Consider the following 15,221-nt stretch of genomic DNA (forward strand, 5'->3'; position numbering starts at 1 on the left):
CATGGCACGCGCCGGCGACGATGCAGAGCAAGCGATGAGGAGGAGCGGCGCCATGGCAATTGACGGTACACGCCCGCTCATACCCGCTCGGCGAGCTCCAAACGGGTGTCGCCGTAAGCGCGTTGCGGCCACAACGACCAGCCGGCGGGCCAGCTCAGCGGCGCGCCGCCGGCCGCGCGCTCGACGACCGCGACCGCGCCCTCGCGCACCCACCCGTGCGCGATCAGCGCCGCCAGCACGGCCTCGACCTCGGCGGCGGCGACGTCGTACGGCGGGTCGGCCAGGACGAGGTCGACGGGCGAGGCGGTCCCGGCCGACAGCACGGCCGCCACCGCGCCCCGGCGCAGCGTCGCGCCCGGCAGCCCCAGTGTGTCGATGTTGCGCGCGATGACCGACGCGGTGCGCGGGTCGGACTCCACGAAGAGCGCACTGGCGGCGCCGCGGGAGAGCGCCTCCAATCCCAGGGCACCCGAACCCGCGTAGAGGTCCAAAACCGCCAGGCCGCGCAGCTCGCGGCGCGCGGTCAGGATGTTGAACAGCGACTCGCGGACCCGGTCGGTGGTGGGCCGCGTGCCCCGCGGCGGGACCGCGATGCGCCGGCCCCCGGCCACGCCGCCGATGATCCGGGTCACGTCCCGATTCCTACAGCAGCGTCGACCAATAGTCCCAGAACCGCGCCATGCACAGCAGAAACACGGCGGTGAACCACAGCGCGGCGATCGACCATCGCCATTGGTACACCACCCACGCCGGGCCGGCTTGGCGCGCCTGCAGCGCAGGGCGATACGCGATCGAGGCGACCACCACCAGCAGCGACATGGTGACCGCCCACACCACCATGCAGTACGGGCACAACGCGCCGATGCGATACAGACTCTGGAAGATCAGCCAGTGCACGAACACCGCACCGGCCAGCACCCCGGCCGTCAGTCCCAGCCAATACCATTGGGGCAGAACAACTTTCGTCAACGCCAGCAGCCCGGTGACGATCACCACGGTGAAGGCCACCAGGCCGAGCAACGGATTGGGGAACCCCAGCAGCGACGCCTGCGGCGTCATCATCACCGAGCCGCACGACAGGATCGGGTTGATGTTGCAGGACGGCACGTACGACGGGTCGAGCAAGATGTCGATCTTCTCGACCGTCAGCGTCATCGACGCGACGAGGCCGATCGCCCCGGCGATCAGCAGCCACCACGCGCTGGGCGCCGGCACCCGGGCCGGGGTCGGATCCGCGCTGGGATCGGCCGATTCGGTCGACACCGCGCCGGTCACATGGCGGCCGGCGCGACCGCGCCGTCGATGCCCGGGATGTTGCCCACGATCTCTTTGATCTTGCTGACCAGCGCGTCGGGCGTCGACGGGTCGTAGTCCTCGCCGTTGATCTTGATCGTCGGCGTGGCCTTGATCTGTGCGGCCGCCGCCTCGCCGGTGACCTTGTCGAGGTACTTGCCGCTGTTGATGCAGTCGGGCACCTTGCCCACGACGCCGGCCTCACGGGCGAGTTCGATCAACCGCGCGTTGTCCGGGAAACTCTTGCCGGTTTCGCTGGGCTGAATGTCGGTGGTGAACAGCGCGGTATGGAAGCGGCGGAAGGCGTCGAGGGATTCGTCGGCGACGCAGCGGGCCGCGTTGGCCGCGCGCGACGAATAGTTGTGGTTCCGCGAGCTGTCCAGGATCGACACCATGGAGTAATCGGCCGCGATGGCCCCGACGTCGATGAGCCGCGACACCGTCGGCCCGAAGGTGCGTTCGAAGTTGCCGCAGGCCGGGCACAGGAAGTCCTCGTAGAACGTCACCACGGCCTTTGGGTTGTTGGTGCCGGGCTGGGTGACCAGCTTGCTCGACGTCACCCGCACCGTGTCGCCCGCGCCGGTGGCGGCGGGCTTCTTGTGGTTCGACGTCACGATGTAGAAGACGAGGACGACCGCGAAGATCACGACGAACGCGGTACCGCCGATCTGGACGAGCCGGCCGGACTTACCGCCGGAGGCCGACTTCATGTCGAATCGTGGGGGGCGTTTGGGTTTGTCGGCCACAGGTTCCCTGATCTTTCGGTAGGCGAGTTGTCGGTCTGCCGACAAAGCGATCGGACAAGGCGCCTCTAGATTACCGGCGCGGGCCGCCGAGCGACTCAGACCCGGCTGAGGTGTGCGCGCAGCGCCGAGATCAGCTCGCTGGTCGCGACCATGCTGTCGCCGCCCAGCTGGAACATGTTGACGAAGCCGTGGGTCAGCGAGCCCAGGTAACGCAGGTCGACCGCCGTCCCGGCGGCCCGCAGCGCCTCGGCGTAGGCCTCGCCCTCGTCGCGCAGCGGGTCGAAGCCCGCAACCGCGATCAGCGCCGGCGCCAGTCCGGCCAGCGATTCGGCCAGGGCCGGCGAGACGCGCGGGTCCGTGCGGTCCAGCTCCGAACGGCGCAGGTATTGGGACTCGAACCAGTCGATGTCGCGTTTGGTCAGCAGGAAGCCGCGCGAGAAAAGGCTCAGAGACCGGGTCTTCGCGGTGAAGTCGGTCCGCGGATAGATCAGCCACTGCAACACCGGCGCGGGGCCGCCCTCGTCGCGCGCCAGTTGGCTGACGACGGCGGCGAGGTTGCCCCCGGCACTGTCGCCGCCGACCGCGATACGGCCGGGGGCGGCACCCAGCTCGCCGGCGTGCTCGTATGCCCACGTGAATGCCGCGTACGCGTCCTCGATCGCGGCCGGCGCCGGGTGCTCGGGGGCCAGCCGGTAGTCGATCGACAACACGTGGACGCCGGCGTCACGGCAGGTCAGCCGGCACAGCGCGTCGTGGGTGTCCAGGTCACCGATCGACCAGCCGCCGCCGTGGTAGAAGACCAGCAACGGGGCCGCCGCACCGTCGGCCGGGCGGTAGTGCCGCGCGCCGATGTCCCCGGCCGGGCCGGGCAGCGACAACTCGGTGACCTCGACGTGGATCTGCGGACCGGGAAAGCCCACGGTCGAGTCGTGCATCTGCGCCCGGGACGCTGCCGGGTCGTCGCCGACGACCAGCCCGTCGATGCCGACGGCGCGCAGGCCCGACAACATCAGCTGCAAGGTGGGATCGAGGGTGTTGCCGTCGATGATGACCGATCGGCCGCGAACCAGCCCTCGTCGCACCGCGGTCGGGATCCACGGGATGACCTTGACCCCGGCGCTGGTGACGGCGCCCTGGATGCGACTGGCCAAGGGCACCGACGCGCGCTGCGCTGCGGTGTGCACGGCTGGCGCGGCAGACAGAGGCTTGGTCATGGGCAACCCCCTTTTTCAAACAACGTGGCACCGCTTGACGACGAAAGTGAATTCACCCCTGAGCGGCCGCCGATTCCGGTGTGCCGCGCGACCAACTGTACGTGGTGGCGCACCGGGTACCGGAGGCCGCGGATGGACACCTGCCCAGGTGTTGATTAGGTTGCATTTGCTCCCTCGGTAATATCGTGATCCCCAAGCCGATGAAGCCTTCACGGATTGCGAGCAACTTCGACGTGTTCGATTTCGAACGCAGCGCCTCGAACTCGGCGCCGAACGCCGTTGATCTTCTCGCGCGATGGCGGAACCCGGCTCGGTGCACAATCTCGGACCATTAATTTCACAGGCAGGTGAATGAATTGACTGGCGAGTCGGGCTCCGCCGCACCCTCAATTGCTCTCAACGACGAAAACACGATGCCGGCCCTGGGTCTGGGCGTCGCGGAATTGTCGGACGACGAGACCGAACGCGCGGTATCGGCGGCGCTGGAAATCGGTTGCCGGCTCATCGACACCGCCGCGGCCTACGGCAACGAGGCCGCCGTCGGGCGCGCCATCGCCGCCTCCGGGATTCCGCGCGCCGAGCTGTTCGTGACCACCAAGCTGGCCACCTCCGATCAGGGTTTCAAGGGGGCGATGGACGCCTGCACCGCCAGCCTGGAACGGCTGGGCCTCGATTACGTCGACCTGTACCTGATTCACTGGCCGGCCCCGTCGCTGGGCAACTACGTGAACTCCTTCGGCGGAATGATCCAGTCCCGCGGGGACGGGCAGGCCCGCTCGATCGGCGTCTCCAACTTCACCGAGGAACACCTGACGACGGTCATCGACCTCACGTTCGTCACCCCCGCGGTCAACCAGATCGAGCTGCACCCGCTGCTCAATCAGGAGGCGTTGCGCAAGACCAACGCCGAGCACAACGTCGTCACCCAGTCCTACACGCCGCTGGCGCTGGGCAAGCTGATCGACAACCCGACCGTGAGCTCGATCGCCGGCGAATACGGCAAGACCGCCTCGCAGGTGCTGCTGCGGTGGAACCTGCAGCTGGGCAACGCGGTCGTCTTCCGCTCGGCCAAGGAAGAGCACATCGCGACCAACATGGACGTGTTCGATTTCGAGTTGGCCGCCGAGCACATGGATGCGATCAACGGGCTCAACGACGGCACCCGGCTGCGCCCGGACCCCGACACCTACGAGGGTTCATAAGCGACGGCTACCCCGCGGGGCAGCTCGCGGCGGCCTGACGCAAAACACCGGTCGACGCCGCATCCACCGGCAGCGCATAGCCGCGCAGCACGGCGATGAATTGCATGGCGTACTGGCAGGCGAACGCCCCGTTGGGCGGCATCCATTGGCCCGGCGGCGAATCGCCCTTGTCCTGATTGGCCGGCCCGTCGACGGCCAGCAGGTTGGCCGGATCGTTGGCGAAGCGCAGCCGCTCGGGCGCCGGCCAGCCGTACGCGCCCATGTCCCAGGCGTACGCGAGCGGGACGATGTGGTCGATCTGCACCGATTCGCCGACCTTCGGGCCGCGCGCAAAGGCGATCGTCTTGTTGGTGTACGGGTCGTGCAGCGTGCCGGTGGCCACGGCGTCCGGGCACCGCTTGATCGACACGTACGTCTTGTCGACGAGATCGCGGTTGAGGATGTCGTCGCGGGTGTCGCACCCGTTGTGCCCCAACGGCGCGTCGTTGTCGTCATCCCAGGCGTCGCCGAACGCCGCCCGCAGGTAGTCGTAGCGGTGCAGCCGCACCGGCACGACCGGGATGCCCGCGAGCACGTCGACGCCGGGCAGCACCGTCGGAACGTCCGCGCGCGCAGCGTATTCCGCGGAGTGCCGGGAGGCCGAGGTCCCGACGGTCTGGTAGGCCACCACCACCGCGAGCGCGGCCGCCGCGGCCAGCCACAACAGCACCCTGCGGTTCAACTTTTGTCCAGGTATTCGATGCGGTCGGTGTCGGTGAATCGCGCTGCCAGCACGGCCAATCCGGGATCGGAGGGGTCCTCGGTATAGGTTCGGACGCAGAATTCCCGCGCCGCCTCGATGTACTCCAGGTGGTCGGCCAGGGACAGCAGCCGCAGCGTGATCGCCCGGCCGGACTGGTTGCGGCCCAAGACATCTCCTTCGCGGCGCTCCTTGAGGTCCAGGTCGGCCAGGGCGAAGCCGTCCAGCGTCCCGGCCACCGCGCGCAGCCGCCGGCCGGCCGGCGAGTCCGGTGCGGACCAGCTGGCGAACAGGCACAGGCTCGGGTGCCGGCCGCGGCCGATCCGGCCGCGCAGCTGATGCAACTGGCTGATCCCGAACCGGTCGGCGTCCATCACCAGCATGACGGTGGCGTTGGGGACGTCGACGCCGACCTCGATGACGGTGGTGCACACCAGCACGTCGATCTCGCCGGCGCGGAAGGCCGCCATCACCGCGTCCTTCTCGTCGCCGGACAGCCGCCCATGCATCAGCCCCAGCCGCAGGTGCGCCAGCTCGCCGGAACGCAGTCGGGCGTAGAGGCCTTCGGCGGTCTCGGGGGCCTTGGCGTTCTGCTCCTGCGTGCCCGGATCGTCGTCCTCGTCGATGCGGGGCGCCACCACGTAGGCCTGCCGGCCGGCGGCGACCTCTTCGCTGATGCGCTGCCAGGCGCGGCCGAGCCAGGTGGGCTTGTCCTTGACGAAGATGACGTTGCTGGTGATCGGCTGGCGTCCGCGCGGAAGTTCGCGCAGCGTCGACGTTTCCAGGTCCCCGTAGACGGTGAGCGCGACGGTGCGCGGGATCGGCGTCGCCGTCATCACCAGCAGGTGCGGGGTGACACCGGGACGGGCCTTGGCCCGCAACTGATCTCGCTGTTCGACCCCGAAGCGGTGCTGCTCGTCGACCACCACCATGCCCAGGTTGTCGAACTCCACCGCGTCCTGCAGCAGCGCGTGGGTGCCGACGACGATGCCCACCTCACCGCCGGCGATCTCGGCCCGGATCTGCTTCTTCTGCGCGGCGGTCATGGAACCGCTGAGCAGCGCCACCCGGGTGGCCCGATCGGCACCACCCAGCTGGCCCGCCATCGCCAGCGGGCCGAGCACGTCGCGGATGGATCGAAGGTGTTGCGCGGCAAGCACTTCCGTCGGGGCCAGCAGCGCGCACTGATAACCGGCGTCCACCATCTGCAGCATCGCCAGCACCGACACGATCGTCTTACCCGAGCCCACCTCCCCCTGCAGCAGGCGGTTCAGCGGGCGGTTGGACGCCAGCCCCTCGGACAGCATGCCGAGCACGTCACGCTGGCCCGCGGTCAGCTCGAAAGGCAACCGCCCCAACAGTTCCGCGGCCAAACCGTCCGAACGTGGCGGCGCCGGGGGCCCCGATTCCGAAAGCTCGCCGTGCCGGCGGGCCACCAGCGCCCACTGCAGCCCGACGGCCTCGTCGAAGGTCAGCCGCTCGCGTGCCCGCTGACGGCGGGCCTCGCTTTCGGCGAGGTGGATGTCGCGCAACGCCTGATCCTCGGAGACCAGGCCGAATTTCGCGCGCAGGTCCTCGGGCAGGGGATCGGGCACCGGGTCGAGGACGTCGAGCACTTGACGCACGGTGGCGAAGATGGTCCAGCTCTGCAGCTTGGCGCTGGCCGCATAGATCGGGAAGAAGTGGCGCTGATACGCGTCCGCGATGTCTTCGCCGGTGGTGGCGTGCGAGGCGTTGGCGATGCTCTTGAGGGACACGGTGCCGCGGTTCTTCCCGTCCGGCGTGTCGAGGAGGAGAAACGCGGGATGGGTGAGCTGCATGACGTTCCTGAAGAACCCGACCTCGCCGGAGAGCATCACCTTGGTGCCGGTGGTGAGGTCCTTTTTGATGTAGTTCGCGTTGAAGAAGGTGGCGGTCACCTTGTTGCGCCCGGAGCCGAGCGTGATGCGGTGGCAGACCTTCTTCGGCGTCTTCTTCATCGGGAACGTCTCGGTGTCGGTGATCGTGTCGACGATGGTGATGTGTTCACCGGCGGGCGGCCGTTCGTCGTCGGCGTCCCAGCGGCTGGCGCCCTCGGTGTAGCTGCGGGGGTAGTGGCGCAGCAGGTCGTTGACGGTCCGGATGCCGAACACCTCGTCGAGGAGCTCGACGACCTTCCCGCCGACGGCGTAGTCCAGCCGGTCGGACAGCGACACCATCGCTACTCGACCCCGATCAGCAGCGCGTCACCGTGGTGGCCGGTGCGGTAGGTGACCAGTTCGGTCCCCGGGTGGTGGTCGTGCATGTGCTCTTCCAGGATGTCGCCGACGGCGCCGACGTCCCCATCGGTCTCGATGCCGGCGCCCAGCAGCACGGTCACCAGGTCGCCGCCGGAGGCCAGCAGGAGGTCGAGCAGGCCGATCGCCGCCCCGACGGCGTCGGCGGCCACGATCAGCACCTCGTCGCCCGCGATGCCCAGGCCGTCGCCGGGATGGCAGCGGCCCGCCCAGGTCAACGCGCTCTCGGTGGCGATGCGCACCGATCCGTGCCGCGCGGCGCCGGCCGCGCGGGCCATGGTGTACCCGTCGTCGACGGCCTGCCTGCCGGTCTCGTGCACGGCCAGCGCGGCCAGCCCCTGCACCATCGACCCGGTCGGGATCGGCACCACGTCGATCCCCCAGCCGATGGCCGCCGTGCACCCGGCGACCAGCTCCTCGGCGGGCACGTAGCCGTTGGGCAGCACCATCACCTGCGCGGCGCCGGTGTCGACGACGGCGCGCATCAGCTGGTGCGCGCTGATGTTGGTCGTGGGATCGTGCGCCGCGGGGTCGCGTTGCAGCACGCAGGCGCCTTCCCCGGCGAACAGCTCGGCGGCGCCGTCGCCGTCGACGACGGCCAGCACCGCCCGTTCCCGCGTCCAGCCGCCCGCGGGCAACCCGGGGGCCCCGGAGCTCAGGGCCGAGATGACGATGCGGCTGAGTCGTCCGGCCGCCAGTCCCGCCTCGACGGCGGCGCCGGCGTCGTCGGTGTGCACGTGCACGGAATAGGTGCGTTGCTCCGACGACGGCGCCGACGCGATGCCCACCGAATCGCCCAGGTCCTCCAGCCGGTCCCGCAGCGCGTCCGCCGCCGCGGGCTCGCAGCCGTCCAGCCGGTACATCACCTCGAATTGGGGCGCCGGGCGCGGGGCGGGGGCTTCGGGGCGCTGCGCCCGCGGCGCGAGCTCGTAGACCGCCCGGGCGGGCGCCTGCCCCGTGATGGTGGTCCGCAACGCGTCCAGCAGGACCAGCAGGCCCCGCCCGCCGGCGTCCACGGCTCCGGCGTCGGCGAGCACATCGAGCTGCTCGGGCGTCTTTTCCAGGGCGACCACCGCCGCGTCCCCGGCGGCGATGACCGCCGGCGCGAGCCCGTCCCCGGCGCGCGCGCACTGCTGGACGGCGGTCGCGGCGGCCCGTAGCACCGAGACGATGGTCCCCGGGACTTCCTCGCCGCCCATCGAGGTGATGACCAGCTCCACGCCGCGCTGCAGCGCATCGCCCAGCACGGCGGCGTCGATGTGGGGCAGGTCGCCGCCGGCGTCGCTCGCGGCGGTGGCGGTGACGTCGGCGAGGCCGCGCAGGATCTGCGACAGGATCACCCCGGAATTGCCGCGGGCGCCGTTCAGCGCGCCGGCCGACAGCGCGGCCGCGGCCCGGGCGGCGCACCCCGAGCCGCCCTGCGCGTTCAGTTCCGCCAGGGCCGAGCGCATGGTGAACAGCATGTTCGCGCCGGTGTCGGAGTCGGCGACGGGAAAAACGTTGAGTCGATTGATCTCGTCGATGTGGGTGATCAGGTCGCTGACGGCGGTGTGCGCCCAGTCTCGCAGGGTCATCGCGTCCAGGAGACGTAGCTGCGACGTATCAGCAGTGCCCAGTTGACCCACCTCCTCCGCACCTGTCTCCCGGTGGGCGCCAGCGTAGCCCGGCGACGCAGCCGCCGCGCTCAGTTGCTCCGCGCCGTTGAGGAAGATCGAGCGGCCGGCCGGCAGCGGCAGAGCTTAATAGCCCTGCCGGATACCGGGATTGGCCTGCCCCACCAGCGCGCGCTGATTGCTGCCGTCGCGGCTGACGCCGTAGCGGCTCATCTGATAGTTCATCGACGCGCATGCGGCCGCCACCGGATCCCACGCCGAGTTCGACGTCCCGGGCTGGTGGAAGGCCGCGAAGGTATCCGGCATTACCTGCCACGGGCCGCGCGTGGCGTGCAGCGGGCCACCGTCGAGCTGAGAAGGCCCGTAGGCGTTGCTGTCTGACAGGTTGATCGCACCCGAATGGAATTGCGATTCGTGGTCGGCGATGGTCATCATGCCCTCGATCCAGTGACCACGGGCCGACGCCTCGGTGACGCCGATCCGGGTCAGTGCCTCCTCGAGATAGCCGCGGATCGCGTCGGGTCCGTCCGGCCACACTCCCCGACCGTCGAAAGCGACCTGGCGCAGCTGGATTCCGCCGCGCACCGCGGCCGCCTCTTGCACCGCGGGACGGGGCGGACGGGGCTGCCACCACCACGTCGCATCGGCTGGAGCGGGGCCCGATACTCTCGGGCCCGGTCCGCCCTTCCCGATGCCGTCCTGCCCGCCCACAGCGGTCGGGCAGTTGACCGACGTACTCCCTATGGCGACGCTGCCCAGCGCCGCCACCACCAGATAGGCCGCCGCCACCCGGCGCAACCTCAACACCAACCGTCGTACGCGCGCCGGTGAGCCCCGCCCGCTTTCGGCGTCGGCTGGACCGGCGGCGTTTTCGGCGCGCGCAACCACCCCGCGCACTCCCCTCACGCCTGCCGATATTCGCTTCCCAGCCTCATCCGCAGCTCCGCGCGGGCCGGCACCACCGGGAAGAAGACTTCAGCCAATCAGCGCGCCGTCCGCACCCGATACAGGCAGCGACCGCACCGACCATCGGCGGCGACGCCATCCTAGCGGCGCCGCGTCCGAGCAGCCCGGATTCGCGCCGGTACTGTGATCGACTCGGTGTTTACCGCCCAAGGGGTCGCGGCGCACACCTGACCCCGGCATGGCCCGGGGCGCCCGTCGACGTTTTGGTGGTTATCACGACAATCGGTATTCTGATTGGGCCCGGTGAGGCCGGGCTGTCCCGGCCGGATTGCCGGACCCCCGAGATTTTGAGGAGCTTGAACAATGGCCGCTGTGTGCGACATCTGCGGGAAAGGCCCCGGCTTCGGCAAGTCGGTGTCGCACTCCCACCGCCGCACCAGCCGCCGGTGGGACCCCAACGTCCAGACCGTGCACGTCGCCCGTCCGGGCGGCAACAAGCAGCGCCTCAATGTCTGCACGTCCTGCATCAAGGCCGGCAAGGTCGTCAGGGGCTAGTTCCCCCTACATGACGACGTGGCCGGCGTCGACCGGGATCGACACCCCGGTCACGTAGCGCGACCGCGGGCCGGCCAGCCACAGCACCGCCTCGGTGACGTCCCGCGCCTCGACCAACGGCACGCCGGGCAGCAGCATCTGCGAGACGGCCGGGTTCGGGTTCTCCGTCATCCGGTTCACCACGAAGTCGTTGAGAATCATCGGCGTCGCGACACCGCTGGGGTGCACCGAGTTGACCCGAATCTTGTGCGGCGCATACGCATTGGCCGCCGAGCGCATCAGACCCACGACACCGTGCTTGGACGCCGCGTAGGCGAACATCGCGGCGCTGCCGTCACCGCCACGTCCGGTCAGGCCCTGCGACGAACTGACCAGCACGACCGAGCCGCCGACGCCCTTGCGCACGATCGAGGGGACCGTCGCCAGCATGGTGTGCCACACACCCTTGAGGTTGGTGTCGACGATCGTGTTGAACACCGGTTCGGCGTCGGGCTCGGTGAGGCCGATCGCCACCACCCCGGCGTTGGCGATGACGACGTCGACCTCGCCGAGCTCGTCGATGCCCGTCTGCACGCCGGCCCGCAGACCCGCAAGGTCGCGCACGTCGGCGATCACCGGAACCGCTTTGCGGCCCGCCGACCCGACCAGCTGGACCGTTTCGGCCAGCTCTGCCTCGGTGCCCAACGCGTAGGGAATGGCCTCGAGGTCGGCGCAGATGTCGACGGCGATGATGTCGGCGCCCTGCTCAGCCAGCGCGACGGCGTGGCTGCGGCCCTGGCCGCGCGCGGCGCCGGTCACGACGGCGACGACGTTGTCGAATTCACCCATGCTCAGATCTCCAGTTTCGTGCCGGTCTCGCGCTCGGCGAAGGCCACCAGCCGCGCGGCCGTGTCGTAGTCGCACGCCAGCGGCGTGCGGCCGATGAGCACCGGCCCACCGCGCAGCCCGAACCTGCCGCTGACCCCGACGTAGCTGCCGGGCGGAATCGGCTCGCTGATGCAGTACAGCGTCGGCGCCGCGCCCTCGTCGATGTCGTTGGCCAACCGGTCGGCCACCGCCTTGACCCCCTTGTGGGCCAGCGACATCAGCCGTGAGTCGCCCAGGTTGGACAGGTTCGAGGCCACCCAACCGGGGTGGGTGAGCTGCGTGACGAGCGGCGATGCGGCCGCGCGCAGCCTGCGGTCCAGCTCGAGACCCCACAGCATGACCGCGAGCTTGGACTGCGCGTAGGCGCCCAACCTCGTCCACTTGTGGCGGCGCAGGTGCAGGTCGTCGAGGTGCAGCGTCGCCGACCGGTGGGCGTCAGAGCCGACGTTGATGATCTGCGAACGCACCTTTCCCAGCAGCAGGTTGGTCAGCGCGAAGGGCCCGAGCAGGTTGGTGCCCAGTGTCATCTCGAATCCGTCGACCGTCTCGGTGCGGCGGTCGGTGAGCGCGCCGGCGTTGTTGATGAGGATGTCCACCGGCTCCTCGATCAGGCCGGCGAAGGCCCGCACCGACGACAGGTCGGCGAGGTCGAGCTTGAGCACCGACGTCGCACCGCCGCCGTTCGCGGAGATTTCGGCAGCGCGTTGCTCGCCGAGTTCGGTGTTGCGCACGGCCAGGATCACGTGCGCGCCGGCGTGGGCGAGCGCGCGCGAGGTGCCCAGCCCCACCCCGTTGGTCGCTCCGGTCACGATCACGCGCTTGCCGGTCAGGGTGCCGAGCCTGCCCGGCGTCCACGGTAAGGTCACGGCGACTAAGAGTAATCGTCGGTTCTATGTAAGTTGGACCGGACGGACTTTCCCGAGGCGGTTCGACATGAGTGACAGCGCCACCGAGATCACCAATCTCATCTACACCTATGCGCAGCTGCTCGACGGCGGCGACCTGGACGGGGTGGCCCGCCTCTTCGAGCACGGCCGCATCTGCGGCGTCGAGGACGGCCCGCCGGAAACGGTGTTCGCCGGCTCGGCGCGGGTCCGCGAGATGTACGAAATGGCCACGCGCATCTACGAAGACGGCACCCCGAAGACCAAACACAACACCACCAACGTCCAGCTGTACATCGACGAGGCCCGGGGCACCGCGACGAGCACGTCCTACTACTGCGTCACCCAGGCCACCCCCGACCTGCCGCTGCAGGTCATCGTGACCGGGCATTACAAGGACACCTTTCACCGGGTGGACGGCGCCTGGTGTTTCGACAGCCGCACCATGTTCGTCGACCAGGTCGGCGACGTCAGCCACCACCTGAAGTTCTGAGCCTCGTGCCATCCCCCAGCGTCTTCGAGCCGGCCGCCGTCCTGGCCGACGCGCAACGCAAGGAAGGGCTCACCGACTGGGCCCCGGGCGAATTCGAAGAGCCGCTGACCGTCCTGCTGCGCGACTATGCGCGCGCCGACCTCAACGCGATCGGTGCCCACATCCTGCGCTCGGGCATCGTGCACAGCCTGCGGATGCGGCTGCGCACCCAGGAGTGGATCCGCCGCCATCCGGAGATTCTCGACGAGCGGGTGGCCGCGCCGATCGTCGTCGTCGGGATGATGCGCAGCGGGACCACGCTGTTGCAGCGCCTGCTGGCGGCCGATCCGCGCTTCGTCTGCGCGTACGGGTGGGAGGTCGTCGAGGTTGCGCCGCGGTTGGACCATCAGTTCACCGGGGTGGATCCGCGCATCGCCATCAGCCAAGCGCGCGAGGCGAAATCGCGCGAGCTGGCGCCCGAGTTGTTCTCCATCCACCCGATGTACGCCACCGAAGCCGAGGAGGAGATCGTCTTTTTGGCGGACGCCTTCTTGTCACACGTCCCCGAGTCGGGCGCCCACCTGCCCCACTACCGAACCTGGCTCGACGACCAGGACTTCTCGCCCGCCTATGGCTACCTGCACCGCATGCTGCAGTTCCTGCAATGGCAAAAACGCCAACGCGGGCTGGCCGGTCAGCGTTGGGTGCTCAAATCACCGGCGCACCTGGGGTATTTGGGCCTGCTGCGCGCGCACTTTCCCGACCTGCACGTCGTGCACATGCACCGCGATCCCCGCACCACGATCGCGTCGGGGGCCAGTCTGAACGCCACGCTGCACGCGATGCACGCCGACGTCGTCGACGCCCACCGGGTCGGCGCGCAATGGCTGGCACGGATGGGCTGGACCAACGACCGTGCGATGACGACCCGCGACGGCTGGTCCGACGACGGTGAGCGCGTCACCGACATCGGGTTCGACGATGCGGTGGCCGACCCGATCGGGCAGGTGGCCCGCGTCTACGACGCGATCGGGCTGCCGCTGACGGCCGAGGCCGAGGACGCGATGCGGCGCTGGCTGCGTGAGCGTCCGCGCGAGGCGGCGCGCCCGCCCTACGGCCTGGAGAACTACGGCCTGCTTCCCGAGCAGGTCGACGAGCGATTCACGTTGTACAACAAGCGATTTGCACAATATATCGGAGGAACAGCGCATGCCTGAAGACCCGGTCGCGACGGCATCCCAGCACGAACAGGAATTGGCGGCGCTCGAGCTGATCGAGCATCCCACCGTCAAGGCCGCGTACCGGACCGTTGCAGAAACCTGGCTGGGCCGCGCCAAAGCGTCCGACGCGATGCGCGAACGGTTCGACGACGCGTTTGCCGAGGTGATGTTCTCGGCGGCGATGTGGTCGTCCAACCAGGACAAGCTGCGACCCAAGGTCAGCTGCATCACCCGGCTGGCCCACCCCGTAAACGGCCGACGGATCCCCGGATCGCGGTGGGGCATCGACAATCCCGACAGCGTGTACCGGGTGATCCCCATCTCCGGTGACGAGCGCTACGAGATCCACGGCCGGGTCGGCGAACACCGGATGACCGAGAACTACTTCACCCTCTGGGATGCGAACATGGGCACCGTCGACGTGCTCAACGGCCGCACCATGCGGGTCGACTCCGACGGCAGCTTCACCATCACCGTCGACTCCGAACCCGCCGACGGTCGGCCCAATCACGTGCGGAGCACCCCGGCGGCACACGAGTTCTACATTCGCGACGTGCTGCTGGACTGGGGCCGCGACGACCCCAATCACCTTGAGGTGCAACGGCTTGGCGCCCCGGCGTCAACACCGGCACGCACCCTTGACGAGCAGGCCGAGGCCACCGCCGCGATGATGGATTACTTCGCGAACTTCACCGGCAAGCTCAGCCACGGCGTGTACAAGATGCCCGCCAACCATTTCAACCTGGCCTGGTCGGCCGACAAGATCGGCGCCATGCGCAACCAGGTGTACGTGATGGGCCGTTTCGATCTCGGCCCCGACGAGGCGTTCGTCGTCGACCTGAATGACGGTGGCGCCGAATACTTCACCGTCCCGCTCAGCAACGTCTGGGGCACCACGCTCGAGCTCGTCGACCGCACCGGCAGCCTCAACAAGGCGCAGTCGGTCCCCAACGAGGACGGCACCTACACCTACGTGATCTCCCCCGTCGATCCCGGCGTGGCCAACTGGATCGACTCCGACGGCCTGCGCGAGGCCATCCTGACCCTGCGCATGGCGGAGTTCGGGGAGGCCGGTCCGCGCGAAGACCTCGGTGCGCGGGGCCGCGTCGTCAAGCTGGACCGGCTCGACGCGGAAGTGCCGCACCTGGAGCGGGTGAGCCCGCAGCAGCGGGCCGCCCAGCTCGCCGAGCGCCGCAAGGGATATCTGCGCCGCCTACCGGAAGGGACGATTTAG

The 15,221-nt window shown here is 69.3% G+C and carries 15 protein-coding genes; 5 read left to right on the plus strand and 10 right to left on the minus strand.

From position 1 onward, the window contains the following. Positions 1-77: 77 nt before the first annotated feature. From rsmD to K883_RS01530, 4 genes are all read right to left on the minus strand, one after another. The gene (gene rsmD, locus K883_RS01515; protein ID WP_036453491.1) at positions 78-632 is read right to left on the minus strand and encodes a 16S rRNA (guanine(966)-N(2))-methyltransferase RsmD; all 555 of its coding nucleotides are present in this window, start codon (positions 630-632) and stop codon (positions 78-80) included. 10 nt (positions 633-642) lie between these two features. Further along, positions 643-1,275 carry a vitamin K epoxide reductase family protein gene (locus K883_RS01520; RefSeq protein WP_036453492.1) on the minus strand — a complete coding sequence of 211 codons (633 nt, stop codon included), beginning with the start codon at positions 1,273-1,275 and terminating at the stop codon, positions 643-645. Further along, positions 1,272-2,039 carry a DsbA family protein gene (locus tag K883_RS01525; RefSeq protein ID WP_008258965.1) on the minus strand — a complete coding sequence of 256 codons (768 nt, stop codon included), beginning with the start codon at positions 2,037-2,039 and terminating at the stop codon, positions 1,272-1,274. Before K883_RS01525 ends, K883_RS01520 begins: the two co-directional genes overlap by 4 nt. 95 nt (positions 2,040-2,134) lie before the next feature. Beyond that, positions 2,135-3,253, minus strand: coding sequence for an alpha/beta hydrolase (locus tag K883_RS01530; protein ID WP_036453495.1), 1,119 nt, complete (start codon positions 3,251-3,253; stop codon positions 2,135-2,137). Positions 3,254-3,609: 356 nt separating this feature from the next. On the opposite strand from K883_RS01530, the gene K883_RS01535 reads away from it, so the two are divergent. Then, positions 3,610-4,455 carry an aldo/keto reductase gene (locus K883_RS01535; RefSeq protein WP_161807802.1) on the plus strand — a complete coding sequence of 282 codons (846 nt, stop codon included), beginning with the start codon at positions 3,610-3,612 and terminating at the stop codon, positions 4,453-4,455. Between the two features lie 7 nt (positions 4,456-4,462). Here the strand turns inward: K883_RS01535 and K883_RS01540 are convergent, their stop codons facing one another. The 4 genes from K883_RS01540 to K883_RS01555 all read right to left on the minus strand — a co-directional run bounded on the left by K883_RS01540 (position 4,463) and on the right by K883_RS01555 (position 9,893). Beyond that, on the minus strand, positions 4,463-5,176 hold the full coding sequence (locus tag K883_RS01540) for an HNH endonuclease family protein (protein ID WP_036453497.1): 714 nt from the start codon (positions 5,174-5,176) through the stop codon (positions 4,463-4,465). After that, positions 5,173-7,392 (minus strand): ATP-dependent DNA helicase RecG, encoded by a 2,220-nt coding sequence (recG, locus tag K883_RS01545; RefSeq protein WP_036453499.1) that lies wholly within the window; start codon positions 7,390-7,392, stop codon positions 5,173-5,175. Before recG ends, K883_RS01540 begins: the two co-directional genes overlap by 4 nt. Before the next feature lie 2 nt (positions 7,393-7,394). Continuing rightward, on the minus strand, positions 7,395-9,044 hold the full coding sequence (locus K883_RS01550) for a DAK2 domain-containing protein (protein ID WP_051701135.1): 1,650 nt from the start codon (positions 9,042-9,044) through the stop codon (positions 7,395-7,397). A 165-nt stretch (positions 9,045-9,209) separates the two neighbouring features. Further along, positions 9,210-9,893, minus strand: a complete 684-nt coding sequence (locus K883_RS01555; RefSeq protein WP_308192967.1) for a transglycosylase SLT domain-containing protein — start codon at positions 9,891-9,893, stop codon at positions 9,210-9,212. Between the two features lie 459 nt (positions 9,894-10,352). Between K883_RS01555 and rpmB the strand changes: the two genes are divergently transcribed. Beyond that, positions 10,353-10,544 carry a 50S ribosomal protein L28 gene (gene rpmB / locus K883_RS01560; RefSeq protein WP_008258973.1) on the plus strand — a complete coding sequence of 64 codons (192 nt, stop codon included), beginning with the start codon at positions 10,353-10,355 and terminating at the stop codon, positions 10,542-10,544. Positions 10,545-10,550: 6 nt separating this feature from the next. On the opposite strand, the gene K883_RS01565 is transcribed toward rpmB, so the two are convergent. Together K883_RS01565 and K883_RS01570 are read right to left on the minus strand one after the other, a co-directional pair. Then, positions 10,551-11,372: a mycofactocin-coupled SDR family oxidoreductase gene (locus K883_RS01565; protein WP_036453501.1), complete on the minus strand. Its 822-nt coding sequence runs from the start codon at positions 11,370-11,372 to the stop codon at positions 10,551-10,553. Between the two features lie 2 nt (positions 11,373-11,374). Then, positions 11,375-12,277, minus strand: coding sequence for an SDR family NAD(P)-dependent oxidoreductase (locus tag K883_RS01570; protein WP_036453503.1), 903 nt, complete (start codon positions 12,275-12,277; stop codon positions 11,375-11,377). A gap of 67 nt (positions 12,278-12,344) precedes the next feature. Here K883_RS01570 and K883_RS01575 point away from each other — a divergent pair, with 67 nt between their 5' ends. From K883_RS01575 to K883_RS01585, 3 genes are read left to right on the plus strand one after another with little or no spacing between them, the layout of a single operon-like run. Further along, positions 12,345-12,788, plus strand: coding sequence for a nuclear transport factor 2 family protein (locus tag K883_RS01575; protein ID WP_036453505.1), 444 nt, complete (start codon positions 12,345-12,347; stop codon positions 12,786-12,788). Positions 12,789-12,793: 5 nt separating this feature from the next. Then, positions 12,794-13,984, plus strand: a complete 1,191-nt coding sequence (locus K883_RS01580; protein WP_036453506.1) for a sulfotransferase family protein — start codon at positions 12,794-12,796, stop codon at positions 13,982-13,984. After that, positions 13,977-15,221 carry a hypothetical protein gene (locus K883_RS01585; RefSeq protein WP_036453508.1) on the plus strand — a complete coding sequence of 415 codons (1,245 nt, stop codon included), beginning with the start codon at positions 13,977-13,979 and terminating at the stop codon, positions 15,219-15,221. Before K883_RS01580 ends, K883_RS01585 begins: the two co-directional genes overlap by 8 nt.

The sequence above is a fragment of the Mycobacterium sp. TKK-01-0059 genome (genome assembly GCF_000709305.1).
GTDB classification, from domain to species: Bacteria; Actinomycetota; Actinomycetes; order Mycobacteriales; family Mycobacteriaceae; genus Mycobacterium; species Mycobacterium intracellulare.

Bases quoted from the DNA above. Each gene is read 5' to 3' on its own strand.
- K883_RS01530 (WP_036453495.1), bottom strand. From the start codon at position 3,253: ATGACCAAGCCTCTGTCTGCCGCGCCAGCCGTGCACACCGCAGCGCAG.
- rpmB (WP_008258973.1), top strand. From the start codon at position 10,353: ATGGCCGCTGTGTGCGACATCTGCGGGAAAGGCCCCGGCTTCGGCAAG.
- K883_RS01550 (WP_051701135.1), bottom strand. From the start codon at position 9,044: ATGACCCTGCGAGACTGGGCGCACACCGCCGTCAGCGACCTGATCACC.
- recG (WP_036453499.1), bottom strand. From the start codon at position 7,392: ATGGTGTCGCTGTCCGACCGGCTGGACTACGCCGTCGGCGGGAAGGTC.
- K883_RS01585 (WP_036453508.1), top strand. From the start codon at position 13,977: ATGCCTGAAGACCCGGTCGCGACGGCATCCCAGCACGAACAGGAATTG.
- K883_RS01575 (WP_036453505.1), top strand. From the start codon at position 12,345: ATGAGTGACAGCGCCACCGAGATCACCAATCTCATCTACACCTATGCG.
- K883_RS01565 (WP_036453501.1), bottom strand. From the start codon at position 11,372: ATGGGTGAATTCGACAACGTCGTCGCCGTCGTGACCGGCGCCGCGCGC.